The sequence below is a fragment of the Coprococcus sp. AF16-22 genome (assembly GCF_003461545.1).
In the GTDB taxonomy this organism is placed as follows: domain Bacteria; phylum Bacillota; class Clostridia; order Lachnospirales; family Lachnospiraceae; genus Coprococcus; species Coprococcus aceti.
Genome location: NZ_QTXH01000005.1, coordinates 148,523 through 162,111 on the forward strand (window position 1 = coordinate 148,523; position 13,589 = coordinate 162,111).

At 41.5% G+C, this 13,589-nt stretch carries 12 protein-coding genes and 3 pseudogenes; 7 read left to right on the forward strand and 8 right to left on the reverse strand.

The annotated features are described in order from the left end of the window. On the reverse strand, positions 1-372 hold a 372-nt coding region (locus tag DWW60_RS07730; RefSeq protein ID WP_243002935.1), incomplete at its 3' end, for an Hsp20/alpha crystallin family protein. A 209-nt stretch (positions 373-581) separates the two neighbouring features. Beyond that, positions 582-1,277, reverse strand: a complete 696-nt coding sequence (locus tag DWW60_RS07735; protein WP_330417754.1) for a nitroreductase family protein — start codon at positions 1,275-1,277, stop codon at positions 582-584. A 297-nt stretch (positions 1,278-1,574) separates the two neighbouring features. Between DWW60_RS07735 and DWW60_RS07740 the strand changes: the two genes are divergently transcribed. Beyond that, positions 1,575-1,811: a DUF6061 family protein gene (locus DWW60_RS07740; protein ID WP_044945660.1), complete on the forward strand. Its 237-nt coding sequence runs from the start codon at positions 1,575-1,577 to the stop codon at positions 1,809-1,811. A 183-nt stretch (positions 1,812-1,994) separates the two neighbouring features. Here DWW60_RS07740 and DWW60_RS14100 read toward each other — a convergent pair whose 3' ends face one another. Together DWW60_RS14100 and DWW60_RS07750 are read right to left on the reverse strand one after the other, a co-directional pair. After that, positions 1,995-2,249, reverse strand: a complete 255-nt coding sequence (locus tag DWW60_RS14100; protein ID WP_082241386.1) for an InlB B-repeat-containing protein — start codon at positions 2,247-2,249, stop codon at positions 1,995-1,997. Next, on the reverse strand, positions 2,206-5,625 hold the full coding sequence (locus DWW60_RS07750) for a M64 family metallopeptidase (RefSeq protein ID WP_117874904.1): 3,420 nt from the start codon (positions 5,623-5,625) through the stop codon (positions 2,206-2,208). Before DWW60_RS07750 ends, DWW60_RS14100 begins: the two co-directional genes overlap by 44 nt. 260 nt (positions 5,626-5,885) lie before the next feature. On the opposite strand from DWW60_RS07750, the pseudogene DWW60_RS07755 reads away from it, so the two are divergent. Further along, positions 5,886-7,013, forward strand: a pseudogene (locus tag DWW60_RS07755) (IS1380-like element ISClsp2 family transposase); the annotation flags it as partial. A gap of 114 nt (positions 7,014-7,127) precedes the next feature. Here DWW60_RS07755 and DWW60_RS07760 read toward each other — a convergent pair. Further along, positions 7,128-9,065 (reverse strand): ATP-binding response regulator, encoded by a 1,938-nt coding sequence (locus tag DWW60_RS07760; protein ID WP_243002936.1) that lies wholly within the window; start codon positions 9,063-9,065, stop codon positions 7,128-7,130. Positions 9,066-9,419: 354 nt separating this feature from the next. Here DWW60_RS07760 and DWW60_RS07765 point away from each other — a divergent pair. Then, a pseudogene (locus tag DWW60_RS07765) lies at positions 9,420-9,524 on the forward strand (DUF6061 family protein); the annotation flags it as partial. Here the strand turns inward: DWW60_RS07765 and DWW60_RS07770 are convergent. The 3 genes and pseudogenes from DWW60_RS07770 to DWW60_RS07780 form a co-directional block, all read right to left on the reverse strand. Further along, positions 9,506-9,721, reverse strand: a pseudogene (locus DWW60_RS07770) (relaxase/mobilization nuclease domain-containing protein); the annotation flags it as partial. The pseudogenes DWW60_RS07765 and DWW60_RS07770 sit on opposite strands and share 19 nt — an antisense overlap. Further along, positions 9,682-10,011, reverse strand: a complete 330-nt coding sequence (locus tag DWW60_RS07775) for a plasmid mobilization protein (RefSeq protein ID WP_002584958.1) — start codon at positions 10,009-10,011, stop codon at positions 9,682-9,684. The pseudogene DWW60_RS07770 and the gene DWW60_RS07775, both read right to left, overlap by 40 nt. A gap of 201 nt (positions 10,012-10,212) precedes the next feature. Next, positions 10,213-10,569, reverse strand: coding sequence for a helix-turn-helix transcriptional regulator (locus DWW60_RS07780; RefSeq protein ID WP_002584957.1), 357 nt, complete (start codon positions 10,567-10,569; stop codon positions 10,213-10,215). A gap of 398 nt (positions 10,570-10,967) precedes the next feature. Between DWW60_RS07780 and DWW60_RS07785 the strand changes: the two genes are divergently transcribed. The 4 genes from DWW60_RS07785 to DWW60_RS07800 all read left to right on the forward strand — a co-directional run bounded on the left by DWW60_RS07785 (position 10,968) and on the right by DWW60_RS07800 (position 13,290). Beyond that, positions 10,968-11,153 (forward strand): cysteine-rich KTR domain-containing protein, encoded by a 186-nt coding sequence (locus tag DWW60_RS07785; protein ID WP_003431289.1) that lies wholly within the window; start codon positions 10,968-10,970, stop codon positions 11,151-11,153. Positions 11,154-11,169: 16 nt separating this feature from the next. Then, the gene (gene rlmN, locus DWW60_RS07790) at positions 11,170-12,153 is read left to right on the forward strand and encodes a 23S rRNA (adenine(2503)-C(2))-methyltransferase RlmN (RefSeq protein ID WP_002584956.1); all 984 of its coding nucleotides are present in this window, start codon (positions 11,170-11,172) and stop codon (positions 12,151-12,153) included. A 473-nt stretch (positions 12,154-12,626) separates the two neighbouring features. Then, positions 12,627-13,064, forward strand: coding sequence for a sigma-70 family RNA polymerase sigma factor (locus DWW60_RS07795; RefSeq protein ID WP_002604474.1), 438 nt, complete (start codon positions 12,627-12,629; stop codon positions 13,062-13,064). After that, positions 13,048-13,290: a helix-turn-helix domain-containing protein gene (locus DWW60_RS07800; protein WP_002604473.1), complete on the forward strand. Its 243-nt coding sequence runs from the start codon at positions 13,048-13,050 to the stop codon at positions 13,288-13,290. Before DWW60_RS07795 ends, DWW60_RS07800 begins: the two co-directional genes overlap by 17 nt. The last annotated feature ends 299 nt before the right edge of the window (positions 13,291-13,589 follow it).

The following is a 13,589-nucleotide window of genomic DNA, read 5'->3' on the forward strand; positions in this document are numbered from 1 at the left end:
GGTAACTCCCTCACCGACATAGAAGCTTCTGCTCATGCTGCCGGCATAACGCTCACGCCTGATATACTTGCCGCTCTTCTTGTCCTTTTCGTCCTTATCCAGACCCTTTGCAGCCTCAATTGTCAGGTAACCATCAGCAAGCTGAACCTTTACTTCATCTTTCTTGAATCCTGGGAGATCCATATCTACTTCGTATGAATCGTCTGTCTCACGGACATCGGTCTTCATCATGTTCTTTGCATGCTTACCATACAGCGCACGCTCGGTAGGCGCTAACGCTTTACTAAACTCCTTGTCAAAATCCCTTCCAAATGGGAAATAGTCATTCATCCAATCATCAAATAAATCTTCTCCAAAAATACTAGGTAACATAAGTCATTTCTCCTTTCAATCTCAAACAAGTGTCGGAAATTGTGGTTTCTTATGAAACCCCAAGGCACTTAGACTTTTTGTTTACTGTTACTTTCAAAATAATTATCAAGATAAACTTTCGGGATTCTTTCTCTTCTTTCTAATCCCTTTCCTTATCTTTGACTATGTTATACACCTGATCGCTAGCACTGTCAAGAGGCGAGTGCTAATTATTTTGTGAAGATTTTGTGTCCACTCCCAGCCTCAAAGTGGTATTTGGCAATTCCAAGATCTATCTTCGTGCAGATTCCTCTCGGAGCTTTCGCTGTCACCATCTCATCTTTCAGCTCAAACATGAACTTCTGCTGGTTCACCGCTGTCGGTGCCAGACACACCGCCTCCATCCCCTTCGTGAACCAGTCTGTCTCCACATCTGCACTGCTAATTTCTGATATATCTTTGCTCTTGTGTGCAACACCCTGATTCTCACCATACCCAAGGGCAATCACTATCAGCAGTTTCTGTCCTTTGCCTATGACTGCCTTGGTCTTACCATGTGACATTGCAACCCAGCATGTGTTAAGTCCAAGTTCCTGACATCCAAGCACCAGCTTTTCACCGTAGTAGCCGGCCTTTTCCTGGTCGTTCTTCGCGCCAACTATCGCTATATAATTAGAAACATTTGTGAATTTGCCGTAATGCGCCATAAACGAATCAAAACAGTTCGGCTCATCGTAGACCGCCTGCATACTCAGTCCGCTCTCAGAATTTATCTCAGAGATAAGCCTGTCGATCTCCGCACGTTTCTCCTGCTCGATTGGCTTATCCTTATATTGCCGCACACTGTGCCTCTCCTTCATCAACTGTAACATATCCATGCATTTTCCCTCGCTCTCATTCTGATATCTACGCCGAGTATAGTCCATCAAACTTAAATTGAGATTTCATGTATTCCAAGGGATTTAATAATTGTTATATTTTATTATCAAATATCTCTGAATCCCTTGAAAACACTAAGTTTGTCGCAGGTGATCTTTCCCTTAGACTTTCCCTTATGTTATATCTTCCCATATGGATTTATGAACCCTGATAAGGGAAAATACAAGGAAAAGAAAATCCTCTAAAACAGTATAACACAAAATAAAAACGACATGGTGAACTGATTGAAATGCTTCTGATTTTTGTAACAAATGATTGATTGAATGATAAGGAGATTTGATACTATGAGAACAATATTTGCAGAATACAATCCACAACGCAACAGCATTGATGTTTATACTTCTGCTGGCTATATGCTCCGCATTGACTGCTGGGAAGCAGAAAAGAATTTAAAAACAACACCCAGATTAGATTGTGCATTAAATGCACTTGCTATTGATGAACCACTTGAATATGCAAGACTATACCTTGATGGAACTATGCAGATGTGGGTTGATGCCGAAGATTCATTTTATTTATGATGATTATACTGTCACTCCTAGTGTCTCCAGAGAGTGACAGTTTCATTGTCATTTTGAGCTCGTCTTTTTTAAGACAAGCCTCGTATATTTATTTGTAAGCTGCGTTCGCTTCTTCTTGAGTGATTTTCCCAGTTTTAACAGCATCAGAAATTGCTTCGTCTAATTTAGTATAAACAGTAGTTGTCACAACTCCGAAGCCGCTGACGAACAGCAGAGCGATCCACAGCCACTCATACTGTTGTCGCCGGTCTGCGGATTCTGAACATCATCCGAAGGCTTGGTGGTATCGTCAGACTTGGTAGGAGCGGCAGGTTTGGTTGCCTTCTGACCTTCTTCGATAGTCTGAGTCGTTACTGCAGAGCCACCGGCAGAATCAAAGGTTACGGTATAGTTTTTATTTCTTTGTTGTAACAGTCTTAGCTTTTGACCAGCCTGAATAAATCCTTATGGATTTGCCGTTAATCTTAACTGTCTTATAGGTGCGAACTCTTACATAATACTTTTTCTTGCCCGAAAGCTTTGAAATTTTCTTTGATACTGTTGTATTCTTGCCTACTGTTACGGTCTTAGCCTTGCTGAATTTACTTGAGGCACTGTACTGTACCTGATAGCCTGTTGTCTGTGTAGCCTGCTTCTTCCACTTTACTGTAAACTTCTTTGAACCTGCTTTAAGTGAGGAAATACTTGTTGCCTTTGGCTTGATTGTGAAATAAAGCGTCTTTGTTCCGCTGTATTTACCCTTAAAGGTAATCTTTACTGCGTACTTGCCAACATACTTTCTGCCTTTTGCATAAGACACAGTATAGTCAGTATTCTTAACAAGTGTCTTTCCTGTTCTGTCCTTAACAATAACCTTAGGTGTTCTAACCTTTCCGTTATATGTTAATGATGTTGCTTTAAGCTTTATGCTTGATGCCTTTGGAATTACTGTCGTTGAAAGAGTTTTCTTACATACCGAACAGTAATTTACTATCTTGCCGTTTGCTGTTGGGGTTGCCTTTGTTACGGTTTGCTTTGTGGTGTGGGCAATCTTAGCAATATTGCCCCAAGATGCAAGGTCGGTTATTTCCTTTGTACCGAGTACATCTTCATAGAACTTGCCACAACCTTCGCACTTGTAGTATGCTTCCTTACCGCCCTCTGTGCAGGTGGCAGCTTTCGCAGCAACCAAAGTCAGATTGTGAGTGTGTTCTTCGTTTTTATTTTTGTAATAATATGTAACAACCGTTCCGTCCGAAACAATAGGCTTATTCAAGCCGTCAACCTTTATAAATTCATAATCATAAAGTGTTTTTGCCGGTGTTAAATCAAGCTTTGTGCCGTATGGCACGGTAAATGTTCCGCCGGCAGTGTTTGGAATTTCAGAGCCGTCCTCAAATTTATACTGAATTGAAACGGTTGTGTAGCGCTGTGTTTCCGTATTGTCGTCTGCAAGCACATTTCCGTTTTCATCGAGCACCTGAAATGCCACGGTATCGCCGCTCTTAAGCTGTGCATCAGACGGAATTTGATAAATAAGCGAGCAACTCTTTAAGCCTGAATTAAAGTCGCTTTTGATGTGATCCAAAGCACCGAGCGGCCAGAAATTTGCCTTATCATTCCAAACAGGAATGTCAAAGGTTTGTACTGTTTGAAGCGGATTCCCCGATGAATCGGTCGCAACGCTTCCGTCGGAGTGCTTAATCCACATTTTGAATTTTAATTGTCGTGCATTTTTATCTGAAATGTTTTGAATAACAGTTCTAAGCTCGATTTTTTTACCGTTCATATTAGTATTAAATCTGCTTTTGCTGTTGCCGCTCAAAAGTCGGTCATTGCGATTATATGTGTAATTATAATATGAACTTGTTTCAAGGTCGGTAAAATCAGACGGCTTTGAATAAGCGCCCGTATATTCCTTAACCTCGGGAGTTGCAACATAAAGGTCTACATCCTTAACAAGCTGAGACATTCGCTTGAAGCCCTGCAAACGGCAAACCTCACAGAATTGATAGTTTGTGTCTCTCATTATGCACTCATAACTTGAAACAAGCATTTTTGAGCCGTAAGCATTGCGGCAGGTATATGTGTTTCTAAAACCTAAAAGCTGTCGCCATTTTATCTTTTCCGGGTCTTCAACCGAGGAAAGATTGAGTGATTTAAGTTCCTTATCGTCAAGCAAATATCCGTTACTGTATTCATCACCGAGACCGAGCAAACCGTGTCCAAACTCGTGTGCAAAAGTTTTTGACGCACGATAACTGTCTGATGGCGAAATGAAATAATGGAAGCCGTATTCACGGTTATTATAAGCACCGCCGAAATCTGATTTTGTGTTTACAACCATAGCGAACTGAGCAATATAATCGTGAACATAATAATAAGGCTCATATTCCGAACCGGACGGAATTGTGTTTGGATCACACTTTTTTTTGATATGAGCATCGTGAATTTTCTCGATAAATTCAGGACCGATACATCTCTCAAAAATATGATTTTTCCACTGACTTCCGTGGAGATTATTAGAAATAACAGGCGAATTATATTTGTCGACTATAACATCAAAGAAGGTGCTTCCACCATTGTCAAAAGTCGATTCGGAAGCTGTGCAAAGAGCGTAAACATTGAATCTGTCGGCATAACTGCGATACGGTTCATATTTCATAGCGTCCTGCCAAAGTCGTTTGACATCATTGATGAATTTGCCCTGCTGACTTTTTGTGTATCCCTCGCCGCAAACGACAACAACCATATTTTCCGTGTCGCTGCGTGTTTTTTGGATGGTATAAACAGGGATGGTAGGATTAGAATATTTTCCGTCATTTGAATACCACGGGCCGAGGGTGAGCTGAATGCTTTGCTCGGTGCTGACATTCCAATCGGGATTTGCGTCCTCGGCAGGTTCCGAAATTGTATAATCATCCTCTTGCTTATTTGGAGCAGAGCCGATATAAGGACTGCTTTGTGAGCCGTTGCCGGAAGTTGTAACAAAATATTCGGAATCGAGATAAAATGCAGGTCTTACGCCCAAATCGGAATACCACGGAGCATAACGACCGACCTGACCCGATGAACTGATATAACGCATATCGTGATTGCAATCGGTAACAGGAGTGCGAAGCCAATAAGGCCAAGCCATACCGTCATTATTATACGCAACATAATAACCTTTGAGATTTTTCCACACGGCATTAGCCTGCTTTACATCAAGAAGAAAAACCTTTTCGGTTGTAGTTTCAAAATATGAACTGTCGTAGTTTGCCACCGCTTCCGAAATATCGGTGTAGTATAACAAATCCGAATTTGCGTCTCCATCAACTATGCCCTTGTTGTATTCGGGATGAGAAACGAGAGAACGCTGGGTAACGGTTTTCATTGCCGCAATTTCAGATTTTGAAAAAGCGTTGAGAAAACCCGCTTTTTCGTTGTACGCTCCCACACCGCTTACATATCCGTCTTTCGGAGGGTTGCCGCAAAGCCAATCGACTTTGCCTTCAGCTGCGGTCGAATTTAACCAAGAACGCATATTGCTGTCTTTCCAATAGTTAGAACCGTAATCATCACGCTTATAGCTTCTGCTGTGTGATTTTGAATTGCTGTTGTCATTTGTTTTGGCATCATATGCAAGGGTGTCAACAATTTTGTCTGCAAGCATAAGCGGTCCGTTATTGTCAATGCTTACACATCGCCAAAGAATTGAGGCATTGTTATACGCGCCCATTTTAACATAGTCGCCAACTTTAATATCGGGCTTTGATGCCGCCTGAATGGTCATCGGCAAAACGGAGATTGCCATGCACAATGCCAAGAATATTGCGGTTATTTTTTTCGTCATTAAGGGACCTCCTTTATAAGCTATATATTTGCTTTTATTGTATTGTAAGGTGTTATATGTGTCAATGAAAATCCACCTTATTCCGTGAAACTTACCATAGTGTTACATACCTTTTTTTCAGCAATAATACCTGCTGGAAACTGATTTTCGCAATACATTTTATTTCACCCACTAGGTTAAACAAAATTTTGTTTTTTTACTGTATCATCATGCATTATCCTGTATAATGAAAGTATCAAAAGATAGGCGGAGGCAGTGCAATGAAGAAAATACACATTGAATTCAGCGATGAGCGGCTCATTACTCCCAGTGGTCTGGTATTCGTAGGGCAAATACTTGGAAAAAGCAGTTTTGTTAAAAAAATCAACCGTGCTCCAATTTCAAAAGATTATCTGCAGAAATAGATAAAAAATGGAGACGTGCTCCTCACCTATATTGGTATGCTCTGTCAGGGAAAACCCCAGTATGAGGCTGTCCGTGAAATGATGGATGACCCTGACTACTACAAATACGCATTAGGCATCTCCTATGCGATTCCTTCCGCCGAAACACTCCGTCAGCGTTTTGACATGATCGGGGATTCCCTGCGCAAAGACATCCAGCAGGCAAATGTCGACATGCTGCGTGAAATGCACATAGAGCCGACAGCCCTGGATAACGGCTTTGTTCCTGTCGATATTGATGTAACCCCCTTTGACAATTCGAAATCCAATAAGGAAGGCGTATCCCGTACCTACAAGGGTTTTGACGGATATGCACCAATTATGGCATATATCGGCACAGAAGGATACCTCGTCAATCTTGAACTGCGGATTGGGAAACAGCACTGCCAGAAAGAAACTCCTGATTTCCTGAGAGAGACCATTGAACTGTGCAGACAGCTGACGGAAAAACCACTGCTCATCCGGCTGGATTCCGGCAACGATGCATCTGAAAACATAGGCATCTTTATGGAAGAAAGCTATAAATACAACAATGTGTCTTTCATCATAAAACGGAATCCCAGACAGGAAAGTAAAGAAGAATGGCTGGAATCCGTCAGGGAATGCTGCCAGAATATCCAGCATCCACGTGATGGGAAAACTGTTTATATCGGACAGACCTTCCGGAATGTGACATATTCCCTTTCTGATAACGAGGAGAAAACTGTCGGAATACGCACAATTTATGAGATCACGGAAAGAACCATTGACCGATATGGGCAGTATTTTATCGTACCCGATATAGAACTGGGCACATACTGGACAAACACTTCCCTGCCAGACGAAACAGTCATTGATCTTTACCATGCCCACGGAGAAAGTGAGCAGTATCACAGTGAAATCAAGACGGACATGGATGTTGGAAGACTCCCGTCGGGAAAGTTTGAGAGCAACAAACTGGTGCTGGGTGCTGATAAGAAATGTGGTGATGCGACCTGTATCATAATCATAGGAAACTTGCGCTTTCGCATCCGACAAGACCAGTGCAAACTTTTCATCAGAATTAACTTCTTTGTTTTCCTAATCGTGTTTAATGTATTTAGTGATAGTATCGATTAATTCCTCCATGTTAATCGGCTTGGAAATATGGTCATTCATGCCTGAATCCAGGGATTCCTGAATATCATCTACAAAAGCATTTGCAGACAAAGCTATAATTGGAATCGTAACTGCATCGGACCGCTCTATACCCAAGGCTCGAATGGCTTTTGTTGCTTGGTATCCATCCATGTTTGGCATCATAATATCCATCAAAATAAGATCGTATGTGTCTCGTGGATGATTTTTAAACAATTCCACAACTTCTTTTCCGTCTGATGCGCGTGTTACGGTCATATCAGCATCTTCCAGTATTATCGTAGCAAGTTCAGCATTTAGATCATTATCCTCAGCCATAAGAACATGAATACCCGTCAAATCTCTATGTGGAGGTTGTTTTTGTTTTGATTGAATAACTTGTTCTGTCAACTCCAGTGGAATCTCCACAGTGAATGTAGTACCTACACCTTTTTTGCTCTCAACAGCAATTGAACCGCCCATCATATCTATATGTTTTTTTGTGATGGCCATGCCAAGACCGGTTCCCTTATATTGGGTTCTGGCATTAGCATCATCTTCTTGTGAAAACGGCTTGAATAATTCTTTCTGGAACTCTTCACTCATGCCAATACCATTATCTTGAACAACATAACGAATTATGATATGTTTCTCATCCGTTCCGGGGTAACTGCTGATATCCAAAGTAATCTTTCCACCGTCCTTTGTGAATTTCACAGCATTGCCAAGAAGATTCACCAAAACTTCTCGAATACGCGTAACATCCGCAAGGACATATGGGTTCTTTGGTCTTTCTCGATGTACTTCAAACTTAAGATCTCGGTTATAAAGAAGTCCATTCATAATCGCCTGGACGTTATCTGTCAATTGAGTAATGTCCACTGGCTCAGGCGAAATGATATCTTTTCCGCTTTCAATGCGACTGAAATCCAAAACGTCATTCAACAAAGAGAGAAGATGATTCGAACTTTTTTGAACTTTCTCCAAGCTATCATGAATATCTGAAACCGTGTTCTGGTGAAGCGCAATGTTTGTAAATCCAATAATGGCATTCATCGGCGTTCTGATGTCATGGCTAATATTAAGCAAAAACGCAGATTTTGCTTTGTTGGCAGCATCTGCTTTCTCAGCGGCGTTCATTAATAATTGTTTTTGTTTTTGCTCTTCTGCCTTGCTTTTCTGGTAAACATAATAGGTATATAGACAAATTAAAAGCAATACAGCTCCTGCGACTAAACCGCAGATGATGGAAATATGATTCGTCTCTTCAACCATTCCATAAGCTGATTGCATATCCATTTCAATGCAAAATGCGCCAATGATTTCTCCTGTCCCATCATGATTTGCTCTTACAGGATAGCAAGCCGTAAAAATCGGCCCCCATGTTGTATCAATGATATCCTGAGAGTACACATTCTCCCCAGAAATAGCCCTATCAATATACGGAACCATTTCTTCCTCAATATAATCTCCAGGGTGTCTTACATCATCCGCATCCGAATCCAAACCATCTACCACATAAACGAGTTTTCCTTCTTCATTTTTTGTAGCGGTGTAAATATATCGAGTAGAATTCAGTGTTCTGATTTCATTGAAATATGAAGAAATATCCTTATATATTTGCTTCTTTTCATCAGATTTATCTTTGATTTGATCAAAATCTTCTTTGCCGATTCTTCCATCCACAAGTTTGTGTACTGCATCTGCACTCGCTGTATCGCGCGCAATTTCTGTTTCAAGGGCAGTCTTAGTGTAAGAACTTTGCAGGATAAATGTGTACAGTGCTATTACAAAAATTATCAAAAGCCCCATAAGCACAAGGATACTACCTGTATTCTTCAGTCTAAGGAATTTCTTTTTCTTCAAATTAACTCCTTCTTTTGTTTTCTTCATGCTGCTCATTCACATCCTCTAAATTCTAATTTTCCAATTTAACAAATTCCGATTTTCTTGATTCTACAAACTGGAATTGAGATTTCATATATTCCAAGGGATTTAATAACTGTTATATTTTATTATCAAATATCTCTCAATCCCTTGAAAACACAAAGTTTATCGCAGGTGAGCTTTCCCTTATTGTTTCCCTTGCGTTATATCGTCCCACCAGTGTTTACGAACTCTGATAAGGGCAAAAACAAGGGCAAGAAAATTATATAAAACAGTATAACACAAAATAAAAGTGACATTGTGAACTGATTGAAATGCTTCTGATTTTTGCAACAAATGATTGATTTAACGATAAGGAGATTTAATACGATGAGAACAATATTTGCAGAATACAATCCCAAGCGCAACAGTATTGATGTTTACACCTCTGTTGGCTATATGCTCCGCATTGACTGTTCTCCCACCGCAAAGGATTGTATCAAGTGCCGCCCTAAATGTGTGCCGCGATCTCCGGCAGCTTCCCGCGTCCATGCAAACTCAATATCGGCGGTTTCCAGCCCGCAGCCGAAAGAGGACGCAAGCAGCTTCCCGTCTGTCTTTTCGGGATTTAAGATATAGTCTATCGCAGCCTTTAAGGTTGATTTAATAGGGTGCGTCTTTGTAACCGCCATATCTCGTCCACCGCCTTTTTAATGTCCTCTATATCCTGCCTGTAAACCGTCCCCGTCGCATTGGCGCGTTTTGCAATTTGGTTGATGTTCCGGCTCACCGCTTGCAGTTCCCGGATATATGCTTTTGTGTCGCTTCGGTCAACGACAAGAATATACCCGTCTATCGCCATTTTACGGAAGTATGCCCCATACTGCTTTATGGGAAGCTGCTTCATCTTCTCGTCGATCAGCCGCTTTTCTTCTTCCGTAACGTAAAACTTCATCTGTATATTTCTCTTTCGGTTTTCCATTTCCGCACCGCCTTTCGGTATAAGGGTTTGGGATTATCCCAACAAGCATTTTCCGCAAACGGGTACTCGTTTGCTGTGCTTGCTATCTACTCCATACCCCCACCGAAAGGCGGTATTTGTTGCGCGTTCCTTTGATTTTGGACGCAAAAAAAGATTGCAGCCGCCATGCGCTGCAATCTCCCGATTTCTCATATTGTGAGGTTAATCCTCTGCTTTTTCGACTTCCGTTATCTCCCTTGCTGTTGCGGTTACAATCCGTATGCCTTTATCGCTCATACCGTCCAGCAGCGCGTCAAGCTGCCGCCGCCCGGTGGATTTCTCCGCATTGCTGTTCGGGAAGAAAAATTGATCTACCGAAATATGATACCGGGTTACAAGGTCATAGAATACCTGTAAACTCGGCTGTTGTCCCTTGTTCTCGATATTCGCAAGGTAGCGCGGGGAAATATATAACTCGTCGCTTACCTTTTTGCGGCTCTCGCCGTATTCATTTCTCGCGGCTTTTATAGCTGCCCCGAAAGCCTTAAAGTCGTACAATGGTACGGGTCTTTTTGCCATTTTCATTCACCCTGTTACATTTTACAGTTCACCTTTCTTTTTGGATATGTCCACACAATTCATATCATTAGGTTAAATACTTCCTGTTGTGTATTGACAGTAGACTGATTTTCTGATAAAATAAAATTTATGTAAAAGGAGGTGGCGTTTATGTTGCATAGCATGCGTATTAGATAAGCATTGAAAAAAAGGATTTTCCCATTTTCAACATGGGCTTTTTTGTCATGCTTATTTTGCGGATGCTATACAAAAAACTAACGACGTATAGATATAGTATAGGCATAGTGCAAGCTATGCCTTAGTTTTGTTGTACTGCTCTGTGCATTATAAATGCAGGTCAATGCTCATGTTGAGGATTGACCTGCATTTTTTTGTGTAAAAAGGACGAGTGAAATATAATGCTTAAAAAATATTGGATAAAATGTCCGATTTGTAACGGAAAGACGAGAGTTCAAGTATTTCATAATACTGTATTAAAAGATTTTCCTCTTTTCTGCCCTAAATGCAAATTGACGCATATCATTGATGTAGAAAAATTAGAGATTGTAATCAAAAATACAGAAAAACAAACTTTTATTATTTAGAAGAAAGGATATAAAAATGAAACGTTTACCTAAATATACGCCTGCGGAAGTACGGAATGATCCATACGGATTTACTTACAAAGAAATGTCGGAAGTTATTGGCGAGAATGAAGCAAAAGCCTTATATGAAGAATTATATAAGCAATTACCACGCAAAAAAAATCTATCAATGTTGGTAAAAAATATTTGCAAAAGCAGTGATACTGAAAAGTATGTTTACGAACTGAAAGACAACAAATACATTGAAACGGTTTTTATCAAGCGGCGAGATGGTGGAACTGTTTGCGTGAGCACACAAGTCGGTTGTCCTGTTGGTTGTATTTTTTGTGAGTCCGGGCGAAATGGCTTTGTTCGTAATCTAACATCGTCAGAAATCGTACAACAGATTATATTGTTGCGTCGAAAAGTAAACCGTATCGTTTTTATGGGTATGGGAGAGCCTTTATTCAATTATGACAACTTGATAAAAGCAATCCATATTCTCCGAGATAGATATGGGCTCAACTTTCCAACCGACGGCATTACCATATCAACAGTTGGTCCGGTCGATCAATTAAAAAAATTGCGCGAGGAACATCTTAAAATTCAGTTGACAATATCTTTACACGCAGCAACACAATCTGCAAGAAATCGTATTATTCCTCACATGCGCATATATGCTATTGAAGATGTTGTTAAGCAAGCCTTATCCTATTCTGAAAGGCATAATCGCAAAATTGTCTTTGCGTATTTGCTTTTACCGGGTATAAATGACCGGCCCTCAGATGTAAGACAACTTGCAAAATGGTTTCGGGGCAAAAAAGTTATGATTAACGTGTTACAATACAACCCAACAAGCAATTCAAGAATTAAAGCACCACAGAAACGGGAAATAGTTGCATTCAAACATCAATTAGAGCAAGCAGGACTTGAAGTTACTATGAGAGTTTCTCATGGCAGAGAGATTAACGCGGCTTGTGGACAGTTAGCTAACACATATAATAAATTCAAAAAAAAATGATTAAAAGTGCCAGACGCATAGACGCAGAGCCGATAACGCATTAGGTCAAAAAACCTATGTGTTATCGGCTTTTTTATTTAATATTGCGCAAAAGCCGCTGTTCCCTATTATAGAATGGATTGCGGGTAGTGTATTAAAGTCGCCCTTTTTTAAGGATACGGCGGTATCGGGGAGGTATCGCCGTGTCCATTTTTATTTACTGTAACCCGCCTAATGCTTTGCGGTCAAAAAAAGCTATGCTCCGCAAGCGGGATATTCCGGCTATGAATGTGAACTGTCAATACATTTAGCTACTGCTTACATTTCCTTTGCGCCCGTCCGCGTCTTGCGGACGGGCGCATTTTGCTTTTTTCAACTTTTTTCTGAAAAGCGCACTCAAGAGCCATCTCCCGAACGGGTACGGAGCGAAAGGGGCAGAGAGGACAAGCCCTTAACTCCCGTCCTCTACTCCACGCGGGAAGGAGGTGAACTCTATGGAGCTATCTTCTTCCGACAAGGAAAGAATACAACATCAGTACGACGCATTAGCAAAGAAAACTTTGGTCGGCGAAGCGAAAAGCCACCGCCGCACTCTTGCGAAACGCGCAGCACGCGAAGTTACTTTTTCGGATTTGAGCGAAAGCGAACTCGCGCAGCTTTTCACAACGGACGAATACGAAAGCGATTATTTCCGTTTTCAAGTGTCCGGCTTTGATGTACTCGTCAAAAATGAACTGCTTGCCGAAGCCCTTAACGCTTTGCCCGAAAGGAAACGCGACATTATCCTTTTGTCCTACTTCTTGGATATGAGCGACGCGGAAATTGGCGAACTGCTGAATGTTGTACGCACGACGGTTTTCCGGCACAGGAAATCCGCGCTTGCGAAAATCAAACAGTATTTGGAGGGAAAAGCAGATGATGAATACCGTTAGGAAGTCTGAAAATCTGTTGCCGTTCCCTGTCATTTCCGCAGCGGCAAACGGCGACACAACCGCCATGTGCGCGATCTTGAAGCACTACGAGGGTTACATAGCGAAACTTTGTACCCGCACGCTGAAAGACGACGCGGGCAATACCTATTCCTATGTGGACGAGGAAATGCGTAACAGGCTGCAAGTGCGCCTTATTACCCGCACCCTTGCTTTTCATGTAGGATAATCTTTTAGCCCATGCGGGGAGCGTGTCCCCTTTCCACGCTTCCCGTTATGGGCTATTTGTCGTTCCGCAAAAGCATATCCGCTGTTGATGTGCTTTTGCAGGCCGACAAAGCCTATTGTTCTTTGACAAAGAAAGCGGCCTTTGGTGCGCAGCATAACAGGCAAACGGGTACATTCCGTCTGTACCGAGCCAGTCGGCGGGTACGCCATGACAGCTTTTCCCCATAGGGGAAAAGCCGAGCGAGAACTACCGCGCCGTAAAACAGGTTTAGCAGCTTGTGGGCGACGACATACAAGGCG

What these genes read in the sequence shown, in the direction of transcription:
- rlmN (WP_002584956.1), top strand. Translation starts at nt 11,170, where the DNA reads ATGAAACGTTTACCTAAATATACGCCTGCGGAAGTACGGAATGATCCA.
- DWW60_RS07750 (WP_117874904.1), bottom strand. Translation starts at nt 5,625, where the DNA reads ATGACGAAAAAAATAACCGCAATATTCTTGGCATTGTGCATGGCAATC.
- DWW60_RS07785 (WP_003431289.1), top strand. Translation starts at nt 10,968, where the DNA reads ATGCTTAAAAAATATTGGATAAAATGTCCGATTTGTAACGGAAAGACG.
- DWW60_RS07780 (WP_002584957.1), bottom strand. Translation starts at nt 10,569, where the DNA reads ATGGCAAAAAGACCCGTACCATTGTACGACTTTAAGGCTTTCGGGGCA.
- DWW60_RS07760 (WP_243002936.1), bottom strand. Translation starts at nt 9,065, where the DNA reads ATGAGCAGCATGAAGAAAACAAAAGAAGGAGTTAATTTGAAGAAAAAG.
- DWW60_RS07735 (WP_330417754.1), bottom strand. Translation starts at nt 1,277, where the DNA reads ATGGACTATACTCGGCGTAGATATCAGAATGAGAGCGAGGGAAAATGC.
- DWW60_RS07800 (WP_002604473.1), top strand. Translation starts at nt 13,048, where the DNA reads ATGATGAATACCGTTAGGAAGTCTGAAAATCTGTTGCCGTTCCCTGTC.
- DWW60_RS07795 (WP_002604474.1), top strand. Translation starts at nt 12,627, where the DNA reads ATGGAGCTATCTTCTTCCGACAAGGAAAGAATACAACATCAGTACGAC.
- DWW60_RS07775 (WP_002584958.1), bottom strand. Translation starts at nt 10,011, where the DNA reads ATGGAAAACCGAAAGAGAAATATACAGATGAAGTTTTACGTTACGGAA.
- DWW60_RS07740 (WP_044945660.1), top strand. Translation starts at nt 1,575, where the DNA reads ATGAGAACAATATTTGCAGAATACAATCCACAACGCAACAGCATTGAT.